Source organism: Mycobacterium sp. E1214 (genome assembly GCF_001666755.1).
Classification (GTDB): Bacteria; Actinomycetota; Actinomycetes; order Mycobacteriales; family Mycobacteriaceae; genus Mycobacterium.
In genome coordinates this window covers 47,623-65,008 of record NZ_LZJC01000165.1, presented here as the reverse complement: position 1 = coordinate 65,008, position 17,386 = coordinate 47,623, and the positions used below count along the sequence as shown (strand labels likewise).

16 protein-coding genes are annotated in these 17,386 nt (G+C 70.0%); 11 read left to right on the top strand and 5 right to left on the bottom strand.

Going from position 1 to position 17,386, the window contains the following annotated elements; genetic code table 11:
• Positions 1-124 precede the first annotated feature (124 nt).
• The 5 genes from A5700_RS23510 (at position 125) to A5700_RS23490 (ending at position 5,614) form a co-directional block, all read left to right on the top strand.
• Positions 125-1,390 (top strand): PPE family protein, encoded by a 1,266-nt coding sequence (locus A5700_RS23510; protein WP_068067234.1) that lies wholly within the window; start codon positions 125-127, stop codon positions 1,388-1,390.
• 11 nt (positions 1,391-1,401) lie between these two features.
• Positions 1,402-2,754, top strand: a complete 1,353-nt coding sequence (locus A5700_RS23505) for a PPE family protein (protein WP_068067237.1) — start codon at positions 1,402-1,404, stop codon at positions 2,752-2,754.
• A 31-nt stretch (positions 2,755-2,785) separates the two neighbouring features.
• Positions 2,786-3,148, top strand: a complete 363-nt coding sequence (locus tag A5700_RS23500) for a DUF732 domain-containing protein (RefSeq protein ID WP_068067240.1) — start codon at positions 2,786-2,788, stop codon at positions 3,146-3,148.
• Between the two features lie 4 nt (positions 3,149-3,152).
• Positions 3,153-4,112 carry a PPE family protein gene (locus tag A5700_RS23495; protein ID WP_068067243.1) on the top strand — a complete coding sequence of 320 codons (960 nt, stop codon included), beginning with the start codon at positions 3,153-3,155 and terminating at the stop codon, positions 4,110-4,112.
• Positions 4,113-4,219: 107 nt separating this feature from the next.
• Entirely contained in the window at positions 4,220-5,614 is a 1,395-nt protein-coding gene (locus A5700_RS23490; protein ID WP_068067246.1) for a wax ester/triacylglycerol synthase family O-acyltransferase, read from the top strand.
• Positions 5,615-5,716: 102 nt separating this feature from the next.
• Here A5700_RS23490 and A5700_RS23485 read toward each other — a convergent pair whose 3' ends face one another.
• The 5 genes from A5700_RS23485 to A5700_RS23465 all read right to left on the bottom strand — a co-directional run bounded on the left by A5700_RS23485 (position 5,717) and on the right by A5700_RS23465 (position 10,303).
• Positions 5,717-5,941: a hypothetical protein gene (locus A5700_RS23485; protein ID WP_068067357.1), complete on the bottom strand. Its 225-nt coding sequence runs from the start codon at positions 5,939-5,941 to the stop codon at positions 5,717-5,719.
• 11 nt (positions 5,942-5,952) lie between these two features.
• A complete protein-coding gene (locus A5700_RS23480; protein ID WP_068067248.1) occupies positions 5,953-6,429 on the bottom strand; it encodes a hypothetical protein in 477 nt (158 codons plus the stop codon).
• A gap of 155 nt (positions 6,430-6,584) precedes the next feature.
• On the bottom strand, positions 6,585-7,874 hold the full coding sequence (locus tag A5700_RS23475) for an alpha/beta hydrolase (protein WP_068067250.1): 1,290 nt from the start codon (positions 7,872-7,874) through the stop codon (positions 6,585-6,587).
• Positions 7,871-9,493, bottom strand: coding sequence for an acyl-CoA ligase FadD12 (fadD12, locus tag A5700_RS23470; protein ID WP_068067252.1), 1,623 nt, complete (start codon positions 9,491-9,493; stop codon positions 7,871-7,873). The genes A5700_RS23475 and fadD12 overlap by 4 nt, the downstream gene beginning before the upstream one ends.
• 3 nt (positions 9,494-9,496) lie before the next feature.
• On the bottom strand, positions 9,497-10,303 hold the full coding sequence (locus tag A5700_RS23465) for a lysophospholipid acyltransferase family protein (protein ID WP_068067255.1): 807 nt from the start codon (positions 10,301-10,303) through the stop codon (positions 9,497-9,499).
• Positions 10,304-10,472: 169 nt separating this feature from the next.
• Between A5700_RS23465 and A5700_RS23460 the strand changes: the two genes are divergently transcribed.
• From A5700_RS23460 to tpiA, 6 genes are all read left to right on the top strand, one after another.
• Entirely contained in the window at positions 10,473-10,907 is a 435-nt protein-coding gene (locus tag A5700_RS23460; protein ID WP_068067257.1) for a hypothetical protein, read from the top strand.
• Between the two features lie 115 nt (positions 10,908-11,022).
• Entirely contained in the window at positions 11,023-12,780 is a 1,758-nt protein-coding gene (locus A5700_RS23455; RefSeq protein ID WP_068067259.1) for a DUF3556 domain-containing protein, read from the top strand.
• Entirely contained in the window at positions 12,777-14,201 is a 1,425-nt protein-coding gene (locus tag A5700_RS23450) for an NAD(P)/FAD-dependent oxidoreductase (protein ID WP_068067262.1), read from the top strand. Before A5700_RS23455 ends, A5700_RS23450 begins: the two co-directional genes overlap by 4 nt.
• A 131-nt stretch (positions 14,202-14,332) precedes the next feature.
• The gene (gene gap, locus A5700_RS23445; RefSeq protein WP_068067264.1) at positions 14,333-15,352 is read left to right on the top strand and encodes a type I glyceraldehyde-3-phosphate dehydrogenase; all 1,020 of its coding nucleotides are present in this window, start codon (positions 14,333-14,335) and stop codon (positions 15,350-15,352) included.
• A 3-nt stretch (positions 15,353-15,355) separates the two neighbouring features.
• The gene (pgk, locus tag A5700_RS23440; RefSeq protein ID WP_068067267.1) at positions 15,356-16,591 is read left to right on the top strand and encodes a phosphoglycerate kinase; all 1,236 of its coding nucleotides are present in this window, start codon (positions 15,356-15,358) and stop codon (positions 16,589-16,591) included.
• Positions 16,588-17,373: a triose-phosphate isomerase gene (tpiA, locus tag A5700_RS23435; protein ID WP_068067270.1), complete on the top strand. Its 786-nt coding sequence runs from the start codon at positions 16,588-16,590 to the stop codon at positions 17,371-17,373. Before pgk ends, tpiA begins: the two co-directional genes overlap by 4 nt.
• Positions 17,374-17,386 lie beyond the last annotated feature (13 nt).

The window sequence follows — 17,386 nt, the reverse complement described above, 5'->3', positions numbered from 1 at the left end:
TTCACCCGATTGCGGTGAAACGCGCGCACGGCAGAGCTGGCTAGTCTCCTGTCCACGAGACGACCGACCGGCCGCCAGCAAACTCGGCTGACAGTCGGTGCACTGCCGGGGGCGGAGGAAGCCAGTGGATTTCGCAGCATTACCACCGGAGATCAACTCCGGAAGGATCTATTCGGGGCCGGGATCGGCACCGCTGCTGTCGGCCGCGACCGCATGGGATGTGTTGGCCGCCGAACTACTAGCCGCGGCAGCCTCTTTCGGTTCCGCGGTCACAGAGCTCAGCACCGTTTGGCGAGGCCCCTCGTCGACAGCGATGGCAGCCGCGGCCGCCGCCTACATCGCGTGGCTCGACAGCAGTGCCGTGCGGGCCGAGCAGACTTCGGCGCAGGCCAGGGCGGCGGCCGCGGCGTACGACACCGTTTTTGCGGCGACGGTCCCACCACCCGTAATCGCCGCCAACCGGACCCTGCTGGCATCGCTGATCGCGACCAACGTTCTGGGACAGAACGCTCCGGCGATCGCGGCCACCGAGGCTCAGTACGGCGAGATGTGGGCCCAGGACGCCGCTGCGATGTACGCGTATGCCGGTGCATCGGCGGCGGCGACGCAGTTGACGCCCTTCAGCGCGCCACCGATCACTGTCGACGGCAACGGCGAGGGTGACCAGTCGGCCGCGGTCACCGCCGCCCTCGAGCAGTCGACCGCGTCCGGCGTGGAATCCGGTTTGTCGCAGGCGGCCTCGCAGGTCTCGGCGCCAATGCAAGACCTCGCAGTCAACGCGAGCGCGGTGACGTCGTCCGCGGCCGGGCTGCCACTGGGCCTGACGGACATCACGGGAATCCTGAAGACCTTCAACAGCGTCATGGGCACAATCTCCGGGCCGTACACCCCGCTCGGGGTCGCCAATCTGGCGAAGAACTGGTACCAGATCGCCCTGAGCATCCCGAGTGTCGGGACGGGCATCCAGGGCATCGGACCGCTGCTGCACCCCAAGGCGCTCACCGGGGTCCTGGCACCGCTGTTGCGCAGCGAGCTGCTCACCGGCTCGGCCGCCCTGGCCAGTGGGGGGACGGTTTCGGCGGTGCCGGGCGGTGCCGGCTCGGTGGGGGCGTTGTCGGTACCCACGAGCTGGGCCTCGGCCGTTCCGGCGGTCAGAACCATCGCCGCGGAGTTGCCGGAAACCGTGGTCCAAGCCGCTCCCGCAGCGGCCGTCAATGGCCAGCAAGGCATGTTCGGCCCGACGGCCCTGTCGAGCCTGGCCGGCCGTGCCGTCGGCGCAACCGCGAATCGCGTTGTCGCCGGGCCCACCGTTCGGGTGCCCGGGGCTGTGGCCGTCGACGACATCGCGACGACGTCCACCGTCATCGTCATTCCGCCTAACACGAAATAGGGTATACGACAATGGTTTTGAGCGATTTCGCGGCGCTGCCACCCGAGGTCATCTCCACCCAGATCTATACCGGACCGGGCGCCGGTCCGCTGCTGAACGCCGCCGCGGCCTGGGACGGGCTGGCCGCCGAGCTGCATTCCACCGCGGCCTCCTACGGCTCGGTCATTGCAGAGCTGGTCGGCGAGTCGTGGCAGGGTCCGGCGTCAGAGTCCATGGCGGCCGCGGCGGCACCGTATGTGGCGTGGCTATCGGTCACGGCAGGGCGGGCCGAGGAGACCGCCTCGCAGGCCCGCGCCGCCGCCGGCGCGTACGAAGCCGCCCTCGCCGCCACCGTGCCGCCCGCGCTCGTCGCGGCCAACCGGAGTCAGTTGGCGGCACTGCTGCAGACAAACATCCTGGGCCGCAACGACGCGGCGATTGCCGCGACCGAAGAAGAGTACGGCCAGATGTGGGCACAAGATGTCGCCGCCATGTTCAGCTACGCCAGCGCGTCGGAGTCCGCCGGTGAGTTGACCGCCTTCGAGCAGGCGCCGGCCACCACCAGTGGCACCGGGCAGGCGGGCGCCGCGGCCACGTCGCAGGCGCAGTCGTTGTCGTCGTGGCTCAAACAGATCGAGGATTACCTCACCTCGCTGACCGGCCAATACACCAAATTCTGGCAACAGTTGATCGGAGGAGTCACGGGGAGCCCGGATGTGGCGCCCCTCTGGGAAGCGTTGTATTCGAGCATTTCTCAGATCGGCACTCAGGCGACGTGGACCAACGTGACCAACGCCAGCATCGGCCTGGGCGTCTCGCAGTGGAAGAACTTCTTCGTCTACGCGCCGTGGAGCGCCGCGATGGCGAAGACGTCGCTGGGCGCCGGTCTGGCGTCCCCGGGGCACGCCGCCGGCATCGCGGCCACGCCGGTGTCGGCGGTGCTCGGGGACGCGCCTACGGTGGGCAAGTTGTCGGTGCCGCCTAGCTGGGCAACCGCCACCCCGGCGATCAGGCTCGCCGCCACCGCCCTACCGGCCGTCGGCGCCGCGGCCGCGGCAGCCGACATCCCCGCCGGCCTGGTCAACGAGGCGACCCTGGGCAGCCTGGCGGGCGGTGCCCTGGGCGCCCCCACCTCGCGCGTGGTCAGATCGACCGGCGTACAGACCCGCGCAATCACCGGGGAGCGGCGCGCGGCCCCGGTCAAGCTCGACCGCATCATCACCCAGCTGCAGGAGATGCCCGACCAGGTCCAGCACTGGAACGTCGACGAGGCCGGCCTCGATGAGCTGGTCGCCCGTCTGAGAACAACGCCCGGCGTGCACGCCGTGCACGTGAGTGACGGCACGGAGGTTGCGGTGGGTGAACACGAATCGAAGCTGGGCTAATCCGATGCGGCACAACAACTGTGGAGGACGGGTGCGACCGCTTCTCGCGCTTCTGGGCGTGTCGTTGGCGATCGTTTACGGGGCCCCCGCGCACGCCATCCCCGGCGAGGATGAAGAGGCCACCGACGAGAACAACGAGGCCTTCATCGCCGACTTGACCAGGGTGGGCATCAGCTTTCAGGACCCCGTCCAGGCGGTGAGAGCGGGAAAGGCGGTATGCGGCTTGATTTCTCGCGGCGTGTCCGGCCTGCAGCTCCTCAACGATCTGCGCGACAACAACCCCGCGCTGACCACCAGCGGTGCTGCCCAGTTCGCCACGATATCGGCGAAGTCCTACTGCCCGAGGCAGCTCGAGTCGTCCGCGGGATCGAGCGTCAAAGGCAGCGGCGGCTGACCGGATGATCTTCGCCATCCCGCCGCCGGAGTACACCTCGCGGCAGCTACATTCGGGTCCCGGCTCGGGGTCGCTCAGCGAGGCCGCCGAGGCGTGGGCTTCGCTGGGCGCGCAACTCGATGACCTCGCAACGACCTACCGGGCGGCGACGTCCGCGCTGGGTTCCGGGCGATCGAGCGTTGCGAGGCTCGTCGGCGGGATGAGGCCGTACGTGGCGTGGCTCGACGCGACGGCCGCGCGGGTTCGTCACACGGCCGTTCAGGCGAGGGCGGCCGCTCGGGCCTATGGATCGACGATGGCATTGGTGCCGGCGCCGCAGGTGGTCGACGCAAACCGGCTGCGGCGGATCACACTGGCCGCGACGAACCACCTCGGTCGCAGCGGTCCGGCCATTGCCGACGCCGACGCCGAATACGAGAACATGTGGGCGCGAGGTGCCGCCGCCATGCACGCCTACGCGCGGGCGTCGGCCGCCGCGGCGACGCTCCTACCGTTCGCTGCGCCGCCGCCCGTGGACGGTCTGCGCGAGCCGGTGCACCGTGGTGCGCGGGTCACTCGATCTCGGGCTTGGCGCCTGACGGTTGCTCCGGAAACCATAGAAACGGGCTGCGCGGTGATCGCGGCGATTCCCGAGGCGCTCGGGGCGCTGGCCGCCGCGCCGCCGACGGCGTTCGATGCGTCGTTGATGTCGGTCACGGCGCCGCTGTCGAAGCTGAGTTCATTGTCCGCCCCGAGCGACGTTGCGCTCAGTCACCTGAATCTCCTCAACAAGGCGGCCGCGCTGCACAGGGCGGCGACCCTGCGGTTCCCCGACGTCGGTTGCCCCGACCATGCGGTGCTGAAGGCGAGCGTGGGTGCGGCGGCGTCGGTCGGAGCGCTATCGGTGCCCGAGGCGTGGCCGCGATCGCTGCCGCCCCCGGCGTGGCACGGTTCGACGGCGGGTCCCCTAGACCGGAGTCAATAGCGCGGGAGATAGCACTCCCGGTGGGCGACGCCGCCACCCCCCGAGGCCGAAGATAGTTTGTTCGCCATAGCCACGCGGCGGGAACAGGGGAGGGCTACGGTCGGGGCATGAAACGGCTTTCGAGTGTTGATGCGGCGTTCTGGTCGGCCGAGACGGCGGGCTGGCACATGCACGTCGGAGCGCTCGCCATCTGCTCCCTGCGCGACGCGCCGGACTACAGCTTCGCCCGGGTGCGGGAACTGCTCATCGAGCGGTTGCCGGAGGTGCCGCAGCTGCGCTGGCGGGTGACCGGGGCGCCGCTCGGGCTGGACCGGCCGTGGTTCGTCGAGGACGAGGACCTCGACGTCGACTTCCATCTGCGCCGCATCGGGGTGCCCGCGCCCGGCGGTCGCGCCGAGCTGGAGGAACTGGTCGGCCGGCTGATGTCCTACAAGCTGGACCGCTCGCGGCCGCTGTGGGAGATGTGGGTGATCGAGGGTGTGCAGGGCGGGCGGATGGCCACCCTGACCAAGATGCACCACGCCATCGTCGACGGCGTGTCCGGCGCGGGCCTGGGTGAGATCCTCTTCGACGCCGCACCGGAACCCCGTGCGCCGCAACAGGAGACGGTCGGGTCGCTGGTCGGAACGAGCATCCCGGGCCTGGAGCGGCGCGCGATCGGGGCGCTGATCAACGTCGGGGTCAAGACGCCGTTTCGCATCGCCCGGTTGCTGGAGCAGACGGTGCGCCAGCAGATCGCCACGCTGGGCATCAGCAGTAAGCCGCCGGGTTACTTCGAGGCGCCCACCACCCGGTTCAATGCGCCGGTGTCACCGCACCGGCGCATCACCGGCTGCCGCGTCGAGCTCAGCCGGGCCAAGGCCGTGAAAGACGCCTACGGCGTCAAGCTCAACGACGTGGTGTTGGCGCTGGTGGCCGGCGCCGCCCGCGATTACCTGCACGAGCACGGCGAGCTGCCCGCCAAACCGCTGATCGCGCAGATCCCCGTCTCCACGCGGACCGACGAGAACAAGGACGACGTCGGCAGCAAGGTGGGCTCGATGACGGTGTCGCTGGCCACCGACATCAAGGACCCGGCCGAGCGGCTGCGGGCCATCCACGACAGCACCCAGAGCGCGAAGCTGATGGCCAAGGCGCTGTCGGCGCACCAGATCATGGGGCTGACCGAGACCACGCCGCCGGGGCTGCTGCAGTTGGCGGCGCGCGCCTATACCGCCAGCGGGTTGTCGCGCAATCTGGCGCCCGTCAACCTCGTGGTCTCCAACGTCCCGGGGCCGCCGTTTCCGTTGTATATGGCCGGGGCCAAACTGGATTCGCTGGTCCCGCTGGGCCCGCCCGTCATGGACGTCGGCCTGAACATCACCTGCTTCTCCTACACCGACTACCTGGACTTCGGTTTCGTCACGACTCCGGAGGTCGCCAACGACATCGACTTGATGGCCGACCGCATCGAGCCGGCGCTGACCGAACTGGAGAAGGCCGCCAAGCTCGGCGACGGGTAGTCCCGACCCGCCTCGTCGGTTCGCCGCCTGGCGTACCGAAGGCGGATGTCACACAAGGGTTTACGGCCGGTCCGGGGGAGGTTGGGCGCCGCGCGTGCGCCGTCATCGTATTCGCAACGCCAGTAGGCCCCCGATGCCGGGTAACAACGCCGCGCACCAGATCCGGTGCCTGCCCTCGCACAGCAGGATGGCCGCGATCACCGTCGCGAGGTAGGCCAAGCCGTGCAGGGGCCCGACGACTCGGGCGAACTCGCGGTGGCCAACGGTGGCGAGGTTGGACATCAGCAGCACGAAGGTGCCGAGCTCCAGCCCCGCCAGTGCGCCCATGACGCGCCGGTTCACAGTCCGACTCCCGTCGTCGAGCCCGGCCGGAGCACCATGAGCACGACCACGACCACCCAGAGCAGGTTGAAGACGCCGGTCCGCATCGCAAGGCGGCGCGCCAGGAGGCGTGTCGTCGCGGCGCCGACGGACGCGGGATCGATCGCATCGAGAAGCACCCGCTGGGCGGGAAGGATCAGCGCGATCAGGACCGCGGCCGCGGCAGCGGTCAACGCGATCGACGCCAGCAGCCACGCCGAACCGAGGACCCGAAGGCTGACGGCGGTCGCCAGCCCGAAGCACGGCACCGCCACGCCGATCACGGTGTACACCTTCGTGATTCGGTACAGAAGCCGTGGCGTGGCAGCCCCCAGCGGGTCGTCGGCGGCCGCCGCGGCTCGGGCCGCCGGGGGAAACATGCTGGCGGCGACCGCGATGGGGCCGACGGCGAGGATGGCGGCCACCAGGTGGACCGACAACAGGAAGGCGCTCATCGGATCAGTCGCCGACCGGCCGGGTGCCCGTCGCGGGCATCGTGCAGGACTCGATGATTACACGTCGTGCGCCCACGTTCGCCAATGCTGGCAGGGCGCACGCCTGACAACTAGCGGCGGAACGGACGCGGCGCGCCGGTATCTTGCCAAGCCGGCTAGTCGCGGTCCGGCGGATTCGTCGCGTACACCCAGGACAGGAACCGGGCCACGGCCTCGGCGGAGCGATGCGCCCGCGGCGAGCTGAAGATGTCGAAAGCGTGCTGCGCGTGCGGCAATTCGGCGTAGGCGACGGGGGACTTGGACACCCCGCGGAGCTGTTCGACGAACTCCTGGGCCTCGCCGACCGGAATCAGCGAATCGTCGTGGCCGTGCAGCACGAAGAACGGCGGCGCGTCGGCGCGTAGCTGCCGGATCGGGGAGGCGTCCAGGTACACGTCGCGGTGGGTCTCGAAATCCTGCTTGACGACGAGCTTTTCGAGCAGTTCGACGAATTCGCGACGGCCTTCGCCCTCGGTGGTGAACCAGTCGTAGCGGCCGTAGACGGGGACGGCGGCGACGACCGAGGTGTCGGCGTCCTCGAAGCCGGGCTGGAACGCCGGGTCGCCCGGAGTCAGGGCCGCCAACGCGCACAGGTGACCGCCGGCGGAGCCGCCGGTGATGGCGACGAATTCCGGATCCCCGCCGTAGTCCGCGATGTTCTCCTTGACCCAGGCCAGCGCCCGCTTGACGTCCACGATGTGGTCCGGCCAGGTGTGCCGGGGGGACACCCGGTAGCCGATCGACACGCACACCCAGCCGCGGGCGGCGAGGTGGCTCATCAGGGGATAGGCCTGCGGGCGGCGCATCCCGATCACCCACGCGCCGCCGGGCACCTGCAGCAGCACGGGGGCCTTGCCGTCGCGCGGCAGGTCGCGGCGTCGCCAGATGTCGGCCAGGTTCGCCCGGCCGTGTGGGCCGTAGGACACCACGTTCGCCTTCTCGACGTAGCGCCGCCGCGCCACGGTGTTGCCCAGCGGCAGGCTGCGCCGGCCGCTGCGGGTGGGCTGCGCCTGGGGCAGCTTGCCCAACGCCTCCCGGTAGTCCTCCCCGAGTTGTTCGCGAAGGCCCGCCTCGAGCACCGGGCCCGGGGTGGTGGTGCCGCGGTAGCGAATCACCCCCAGGAGCGCCCAGGACGCGACGGTCAGGGCCAGCGCCGCCTTGCCGCGCCGGCCCGCGAAGTCGCCGCGCCGCCCGCGGCGCAGGGCGTCGGCCAGCGATACCGAAAAGTACACACCGGGCACCTCCGAGGTGGGCCAGCCGAACCAGAACACCAGGACGGTGCGGTAACCCTTGCGGGCCAGCGGCCGAAAGCCATTGGCCGCGTTGGCCAATTCCAGGACGGCGCGCGCCAGCGGCCGCCTCGCGAAAAGCTGCCGGCGCAGCGTGGTCAGCGTCTCGCCGCTCATGCGCCCCCCACGCGTGCCTGCAGATCGTTGCGCAGGATCTTGCCGGTGCTGCCGCGGGGCAGCTCGTCCAGGATCGAGATTTCGCGGGGCACCTTGTAGTTGGCCAGGTTGTCCCGCACGTGTTGCTTGAGCCCGTCGGGCGTGGCCTGGCTGCCGGGCGCCAGCACGACGAACGCCGCCAGTCGCTGGCCGTACTGGTCGTCGTCCACGCCGATCACCGCGGCCTCCGCCACATCGGGGTGCGCCGCCAGCGTCTTCTCCACCTCGATCGGGTACACGTTTTCGCCGCCGGAGACGATCATCTCGTCGTCGCGGCCGACGACGAACAACCGCCCGGCCTCGTCGAGGTAACCGACGTCTCCGGACGACATGTAGCCGGCGTGAAAATCCTTGGTGGTGCCGGACGTATAACCCTCGAATTGGGTGTCGTTGCGAACGTAGATGCCGCCGACCTCGCCGGTGGGCAGTTCGTTGAAATCCGGGTCCAGGATCAAGATCTCGGTGCCGCCGGCCGGTCGGCCCGCCGTGTCGGGCGCCGCCCGAAGGTCCGCGGGGGTGGCGGTGGCGATCATGCCGGCCTCGGTGGCGTTGTAGTTGTTGTAGATCACGTCTCCGAACTGGTCCATGAACGCCGTGACGACGTCGGGTCGCATCCGCGAGCCGGACGCGGCGGCGAACCGTAATGACCTGCCGCTGTACCGGTTTCGCACCTCGTCCGGCAACTCCATGATGCGGTCGAACATCACCGGGACCACGGCGAGGCCGGTGGCGCGGTGCCGGTCGATGAGCTCTAGCGTCGCCTCCGGGTCGAATTTGCGGCGGGTGACCACCGTGCAGGCCATCGACGCCGCGAAGATCAACTGCGAGAAGCCCCAGGCGTGAAACATCGGCGCCACGATGACGACCGTCTCCTCGGCCCGCCACGGGGTGCGGTCCAGGATCGCCTTGAGCGTGCCGATGCCGGCGTTGCCACCGGTTTGGTTGGCGCCCTTGGGCGTTCCGGTGGTGCCGGAGGTGAGCAAGATCATCCTGCCCTTGCGGCCGGTGCGTTCGGGGTGGCGGCCCGCGTGCTCGCCGATGAGCCGCTCGACGGTCAGCTCGTGCGGCCCGTCGGCCCACGCCACGATGCGGGTGGCGTCGGGCCGATCGGCCAGCGCCCGATCCACCGTGGCGGTGAATTCCTCGTCGTAGACGACGGTGTCCACGCCCTCACGCTCGACGACGTCGGCGAGCGCCGGCCCGGCGAACGACGTGTTGAGCAGCACCACGTCCGAGCCGATCCGGTTGGCGCCGACCACCGCCTCGACGAAGCCGCGGTGGTTGCGGCACATCACGCCGACCGCCGTGGGCGCCGCGCCCCGCAGGTTCTGCAGCGCCGCGGCGAACGCGTTGATCCGCTCGTCGAGCTGCCGCCAGGTCAGCGTGCCGAGCTCGTCGATCAACCCGGGGCGGTCCGGGCAGCGCTGCGCCGCGCTGGCGAAGCCGACGGTCATTCCCATGCCCTCGCGGCGCATGGCCGCCATCATCTTGACGTAGCGGTCGGGCCGCATCGGCGCGATAACCCCGGCGCGGCGCAGCGTGCCCAGCACACCGACGGCCTCATTGATGCGAGACGTCATGGCTCAGCCGAGGATCGGGAAGCGTCGTTTGGCGGCGAGGTCCTTCAGGGCCCGCTGCATCACCGATCGCACGTGCTCGTCCACCTCGTCGACGTCCGGGTCGTCACCAAACGCGGCGAGGTCGATCGGTTCGAGCACCTGCGTGACGATCTTGGTGGGCAGCGGCAGGTTCGGCGGGATCACGGCGCTCAACCCGAACGGAAATCCGAAGGACAGCGGCAGGATGGAGCTGCGCAGCAGCCGCTTGATGCCGAGGCGCTCGGCCAGCCACGTCCCGCGCGTCAGGTAGAACTGCGTCTCCTGGCCGCCGATGGACACCGCGGGCACGATCGGCACGCCGGCCTCGACCGCGGTGCGCACATAGCCCTTGCGCCCGTTGAAGTCGATGACGTTCTCGGCCAAGGTCGGCCGGTAGGCGTCGTAATCGCCGCCCGGAAAGACGATCACCACGCCGCCCGAGCGCAGCGCCGTCGCCGCGTTCTCCCGGTTGGCCCGGATGTAGCCGGTGCGCCGGAAGAAGTCCCCGGTGGGGCCGGTCATCAGCAGGTCGTGGCTCAGCGTGTAGACCGGCCGGTCGTAGCCCAGCTTGTCGTAGAAGTGGACGGTGAAGATCGGCACGTCCATGGGGAACATGCCGCCGGAGTGGTTGCCGACCACCAGCGCCCCGCCGGGCGGAAACCCGTCCAACCCGTGCACCTCGGACCGGAAATACGTCTTGAGGACCGGCCGCAGCATCCGCATCACACGCTGGGTCAGGACGGGATCGAATTTGCCGATGTCGCCCCCGTCGGGGCCGTCGCTGTCGGTCACGTTCCTCCCTTGGGCTGCGTTGCCGCGTCGAGTCACTCGATGGTAGCGACCGGGTCCGGGCCCCGGTGACGGTGTTTGCGTTCCCGCTCGCTCGCGGGGTGTGGTGCGCGGGGGAACGGGGGCGCTATTGTTACGGCGCCCTAGCAGATCCTCGAGAAATGGGGATCCGATGGACGTTGCCGACCTGCCCCGCGAACGTGGCGCCCACCCCGGTGGTGTTGCCCGGTCGGCGGCCCACGAGCCCCGCGTCCGCCGGCTGCGCCCCGGCATCGTCCACCCGGGTGCCGCCCGTGGCGCGCGCCCGGTACAGCCGCCCGCGCCCTTGGGCGACGCCCCGCCGGACGACGCGGACCACCGGCAGGCGGACTACTTCGTGCGCCTGTTGGCTCAGCGGCGCCGGCTCATCGACCAGCGCATCGACTCCTACCACCGGGCTATCGCGGCGGCGGACGCCAAGGGCGACGCCGACGCGGCGGCCGGCTTCCGGCGCCTGACCCGCATCGAGGAGCAGGACGTGCAGGCGCTGGACACCATGATCGACAAGCTGCACCGGCGGTTCGCCCGCCCTGCCGCGCCCGCGCGGGCCCACGTCGCCGCCCGTTAACACCCACGGTCAAACCCGCAGCGCGCCAGCCCCTTTCAGGCAGTCGTCGGCTGGTCAAGGCGGCGAGCCGCAGCAAAGCGGCACACTCACGCTGCGGGGCCGATACATTCGGTCGATGGGATTCATGACTCCGGAGCTTCCCGACGTCGACCCGAGGGCGTGGCTTACCCTGCCGCGGTCAACGCGGCGGCAGATCATGACCCGGCACTGGGTGGAGCACGGCTTCGGCTCCCCGTACGCGGTGTACCTGTTCTACATCGCCAAGGTCGCCGCCTACGCCGCCGGGGCCGCCGCGGTGATCTCCTTGACGCCGGGCCTGGGCCCCCTGGGGCACATCGGCGACTGGTGGACGCAGCCCATCGTCTATCAGAAGCTCGTCGTGTTCACGCTGCTCTTCGAGATCCTGGGCCTGGGCTGCGGGTCGGGACCGCTGACGGCGCGGTTCTGGCCGGTATTCGGCGGCTTCCTGTACTGGTTGCGGCCCAACACCATTCGACTGCCCCCGTGGCCGGACAAGGTCCCGTTCACCCGTGGCGACCGCCGCAGCATCGTCGACGTGGCGCTGTACCTCGTCGTGCTGGGTTCCGGCGTCTGGGCGCTGCAGGCCCCCGGGCGCGGCGGCCCCGTCACCGCGGCCGGCGACGTCGGCCTCATCGACCCCGTGCGGGTGCTGCCGGCCATCGTGGCGCTGGCGCTACTGGGCCTGCGCGACAAGACCGTCTTCCTCGCGGCGCGCGGCGAACACTACGGCCTGACCCTGCTGGTGTTCTTCTTCGGGTTCACCGACCAGATCGCCGCCTTCAAGATCATCATGCTGGCGCTGTGGTGGGGCGCCGCGACCTCGAAGCTCAACCATCACTTCCCGTACGTGGTGGCGGTGATGATGAGCAACAACCCATTGCTGCGCGCCAAGGCCTTCAACTGGTTCAAGCGCCGCCTCTACCTGGACCCGGTCGACGACCTGCGGCCCTCGTGGATCCCCAAGGTGATGGCCCACGTCGGCGGCACCACCGCCGAATTCCTGGTTCCCCTGGTGTTGGTGTTCGTCGCCGACGGCCACCGGTGGGCGTGGTTCCTGATCGGGTTCATGGTGCTGTTCCACCTCAACATCACGTCCACCATTCCCATGGGAGTTCCGCTGGAGTGGAACGTCTTCTTCATCTTCTCGCTGTTCTATCTGTTCGGGCACTACGCCGGCGTGCGGGCCACCGGGCTGCACTCGCCGCTGCTGCTCGTCATCCTCCTGACCGCACTCGTGGCGGTGCCCATCGCGGGAAACCTGCTACCGAAACAATTTTCGTTTCTGCCGGCCATGCGCTACTACGCCGGCAACTGGGCCACCAGCGCCTGGTGCCTGCGCGAGGGCGTCGAAGACCGGATCGAGCAGCGCATCACCAAGCCCGCCGGCCTGGTGCCCAAACAGCTTGCGCGGCTCTATGATTCGGACACCGCCGAACTCATGATCGACAAGCTGATGGCGTGGCGCTCCATGCACACTCACGGGCGCGCGCTCAACGGGCTGGTGCCCCGCGCCCTGCCGCCGGGGGCCGACGAGGCGGACTATCGGCTGCGTGACGGTGAGATCATCGCCGGACCGTTGATCGGCTGGAACTTCGGCGAGGGACACCTGCACAACGAGCAGCTGCTGGCCGCGGTGCAGCGGCGCTGCGGGTTCGACGACGGCGACCTGCGGGTGATCGTCCTGGAAAGCCAGCCCATCCACAGTCCCCGCCAGGAATACCGGATCCTCGACGCCAAGGCCGGGCTGATCGAGGCGGGCTACGTGGAGGTGGACGCCATGCTCGCCCGTCAGCCGTGGCCGCAGCCCGGCGACGACTATCCCGTGCACGTCACCACGCGAGGTGTGCGGTGAGCACCGCGGTCATCGTCGGCGCCGGGCCCAACGGGCTGGCCGCGGCGATCTACCTCGCCCGCCGCGGCGTCGACGTGCAGGTGCTGGAGGCCGGCGCGACCATCGGCGGGGGAGCGCGGTCGGGCGAGCTGACGGTGCCCGGGATCATCCACGACCACTGCTCGGCGTTTCACCCGCTGGCCGTCGGCTCACCGTTCTGGGCGGAGATCGACCTGCCGCGCTACGGGCTGACGTGGAAGTGGCCCGAGGTCGACTGCGCGCATCCGCTCGACGACGGCACCGCCGGTGTGCTGTACCACTCCCTCGAGGAGACGGCCGCCGGGCTGGGCCCCGACGGCGCCCGCTGGCGGCGCGCGGTCGGGGACCTGGCGTCCGGGTTCGACGCGCTCTCGCAGGACCTGCTGCGCCCCGTGCTCAACATTCCGCGGCACCCGCTGCGCCTGGCCGCGTTCGGGCCGCGCGCGCTGCTGCCGGCGACCACGATGGCCCGTTGGTTTCGCACCGAGCGGGCCCGGGCGCTGTTCGGCGGGGCCGCCGCGCACGTCTACACCCGGCTGGACCGCCCGCTTACCGCGTCGCTGGGCCTGATGATCCTCGCCAGCGGGCACCGGTACGGCTGGCCCGTCGCGGAGGGGGGATCGGGCGCGATCACCCAGGCCCTGGGCCGGGTCCTGGCCGAGCACGGCGGGACCGTCACCACCGGGGTGCGGGTCAGCGCCCGCGCCGACATCCCGGACGCCGACCTCGTCCTGCTCGACCTGAGCCCGGCCGCGGCGCTGGACCTCTACGGGGACGCCATGCCCGCCCGCATCAAGCGGTCCTACCGGCGCTACCGCGAGGGCTCGGCGGCGTTCAAGGTCGACTTCGCGATCGAGGGCGACATCCCGTGGGCCAACCGCGACTGCGGCCGCGCCGGCACCGTGCACCTCGGCGGGAGCTTCGCCGAAATGGCCGACACCGAACGCCAACGGGCGCAGGGCATCATGGCGCAGCGGCCGTTCGTGCTGCTCGGCCAGCAGTACCTCGCCGACCCGTCCCGCTCGGCGGGCGGCGTGAACCCCGTCTACGCCTACGCGCACGTGCCGTTCGGGTACACCGGCGACGCCACCGCCGCCGTCGTCGCCCAGATCGAACGCTTCGCCCCCGGATTCACCGAGCGTGTCGTGGCCACCGTCAGCACCGGCACCGCCGGCCTGCAGGCCGACAACCCCAACTTCGTCGGGGGCGACATCATCGGCGGCGCCAACGACGGGCTGCAGGTGCTGTTCCGGCCCCGCGTCGCCGTCAACCCGTACACAACCGGGGTGCCGGGGGTGTACCTGTGCTCGCAATCCACCCCGCCCGGCGCGGGGATCCACGGGCTGTGCGGCTACCACGCCGCCGCGGCGGCCTGGTCGTGGTTGCGCAAGCGCGGCGGCTAGCCGATCCGCGGCCGCACCGCTCTGTGGCCGCCGTCACGGCCGATATACCGGCGCGGCAACCGGGTGCCGCACTGATCTAGGCTGGCAGAGAGCGCAGATCAGCGGACACGGGAAAGACAGGGAGAGACAAAGTGACGGTCCGAGTAGGTATCAACGGCTTCGGTCGCATCGGTCGGAACTTCTACCGGGCCTTACTGGCTCAACAGGAGCAGGGCACCGCTGACATCGAGGTGGTGGCGGTCAATGACCTCACCGACAACGCCAGCCTGGCGCACCTGCTGAAGTTCGACTCCATCCTGGGCCGCCTGCCCCACGACGTCAGTCTCGAAGGCGACGACACCATCGTCGTCGGCAACAAGAAGATCAAGGCCCTCGCGATTAAGGAAGGCCCGGCGGCGCTGCCGTGGGGCGACCTGGGCGTCGACGTCGTCGTCGAGTCCACCGGCATCTTCACCAACGCCGCCAAGGCCAAGGGTCACCTGGACGCCGGCGCCAAGAAGGTGATCATCTCCGCGCCTGCCACCGACGAGGACATCACCATCGTGCTGGGCGTCAACGACGACAAGTACGACGGCAGCCAGAACATCATCTCCAACGCGTCGTGCACCACGAACTGCCTCGGGCCGCTGGCCAAGGTGCTCAACGACGAGTTCGGCATCGTCAAGGGCCTGATGACCACGATCCACGCCTACACCCAGGACCAGAACCTGCAGGACGGCCCGCACAAGGACCTGCGCCGCGCCCGCGCCGCCGCGCTCAACATCGTGCCCACCTCCACCGGTGCGGCCAAGGCCATCGGCCTGGTGCTGCCGGAGCTGAAGGGCAAGCTCGACGGCTACGCGCTGCGGGTGCCGATCCCCACTGGCTCGGTCACCGACCTGACCGCCGAGCTGTCCAAGTCGGCCAGTGCCGAGGACATCAACGCCGCGTTCAAGGCCGCCGCCGAGGGTAAGCTCAAGGGCATCCTGAAGTACTACGACGCGCCCATCGTCTCCAGCGACATCGTCACCGACCCGCACAGCTCGATCTTCGACTCCGGCCTGACCAAGGTGATCGACAACCAGGCCAAGGTCGTGTCGTGGTACGACAACGAGTGGGGCTACTCGAACCGCCTCGTCGACCTGGTCGAACTGGTCGGCAAGTCGCTGTAAGCCGTGGCCGTCACAACTCTCAAGGACCTTCTTGCCGAAGGTGTTTCGGGCCGCGGTGTGCTGGTGCGTTCGGACCTGAACGTGCCGCTGGATGGCGGCAAGATCACCGACCCCGGCCGCATCACCGCCTCGGTGCCGACGCTGAAGGCGTTGGTCGAGGCGGGCGCCAAGGTGGTCGTCACCGCGCACCTCGGGCGGCCCAAGGGCGAACCCGACCCGAAGCTGTCCCTGGCGCCGGTCGCGGCGGCCCTGTCCGAACAGCTCGGCCGCCACGTGCAACTGGCCGGTGATGTGGTGGGCACCGACGCGCTGGCGCGCTCCGAGGGCCTCACCGACGGTGACGTCCTGCTGCTGGAGAACATCCGCTTCGACGCCCGCGAAACCAGCAAGGACGACGCCGAGCGCTTGGCGCTGGCTCGTCAGCTCGCCGAATTGGTCGGTCCCGCTGGCGCTTTCGTATCCGACGGGTTCGGTGTGGTGCACCGCAAGCAGGCCTCGGTCTACGACGTCGCCACCCTGCTGCCGCACTACGCCGGCACGCTGGTGGCCGAGGAGATCCAGGTGCTCGAGCAGCTGACCAGCTCCACCAAGCGCCCGTACGCGGTGGTGCTCGGCGGGTCGAAGGTCTCCGACAAGCTCGGCGTCATCGAGTCACTGGCGACCAAGGCCGACAGCATCGTGATCGGCGGCGGCATGTGCTTCACTTTCCTTGCCGCGCAAGGGCATTCGGTGGGCAAATCGCTGCTGGAGACGGAGATGGTCGACACCTGCCGCCGGCTGCTGGACACCTACCACGACGTGCTGCGGCTGCCGGTCGACATCGTGGTGGGCGACAAGTTCGCCGCGGACGCGACGCCGCAGACCGTCTCCGCCGACGCGATTCCCGACGACGCGATGGGCCTGGACATCGGGCCCGGGTCGGTGAAGCGATTCGCGGCGCTGCTGTCCAACGCCAGCACCGTCTTCTGGAACGGCCCGATGGGCGTGTTCGAGTTCCCGGCCTTTGCGGCGGGCACCAAGGGCGTCGCCGACGCGATCGCGGCCGCCACCGGCAAGGGCGCCTTCAGCGTCGTCGGCGGCGGCGACTCCGCGGCCGCGGTGCGGGCGCTGGGCATCCCCGAGGGCAACTTCTCGCACATCTCCACCGGCGGCGGCGCCTCCCTGGAGTACCTGGAGGGCAAGTCGCTGCCCGGCATCGAAGTCCTGGGCACCGCCCAGCCGAGCGGGGGTGAGTCATGAGCCGCAAGCCGCTGATCGCCGGCAACTGGAAGATGAACCTCAACCACTTCGAGGCCATCGCGCTGGTGCAGAAGATCGCGTTCGCGCTGCCGGACAAGTATTACGACAAGGTCGACGTGACGGTGCTGCCGCCGTTCACCGACCTGCGCAGCGTGCAGACCCTGGTCGACGGCGACAAACTGCGGCTGACCTACGGCGGGCAGGACCTGTCCCCGCACGAGTCGGGCGCCTACACCGGCGACATCAGCGGCGCGTTCCTGGCCAAGCTTGGCTGCACCTTCGTCGTCGTCGGGCACTCCGAGCGCCGCACCTACCACCACGAGGACGACGCGCTTGTGGCGGCCAAGGCCGCCGCGGCGCTGTCCCACGGGCTCACCCCGATCGTCTGCATCGGCGAACACCTCGACGTCCGCGAGGCGGGCAACCACGTGCCGCACTGCGAGGAACAGTTGCGCGGCTCGCTGGCCGGGTTGTCCGCCGAGCAGATCGGCAACGTCGTCATCGCCTACGAACCGGTCTGGGCGATCGGGACGGGCCGGGTGGCCAGCGCCGCCGACGCCCAGGAGGTGTGCGCCGCGATCCGCGCGCAGCTGGCCGAGCTGGCCTCGCCGCAGATCGCCGAGGGCGTGCGGGTGCTCTACGGCGGATCGGTGAACGCTAAGAACATCGGCGAGATCGTGGCCCGGGAGGACATCGACGGCGGACTGGTCGGCGGCGCCTCGCTGGACGGCGAGCAATTCGCCACGTTGGCGGCCATCGCCGCCGGTGGCCCCCTGCCGTGACGCCGCGCCCGCA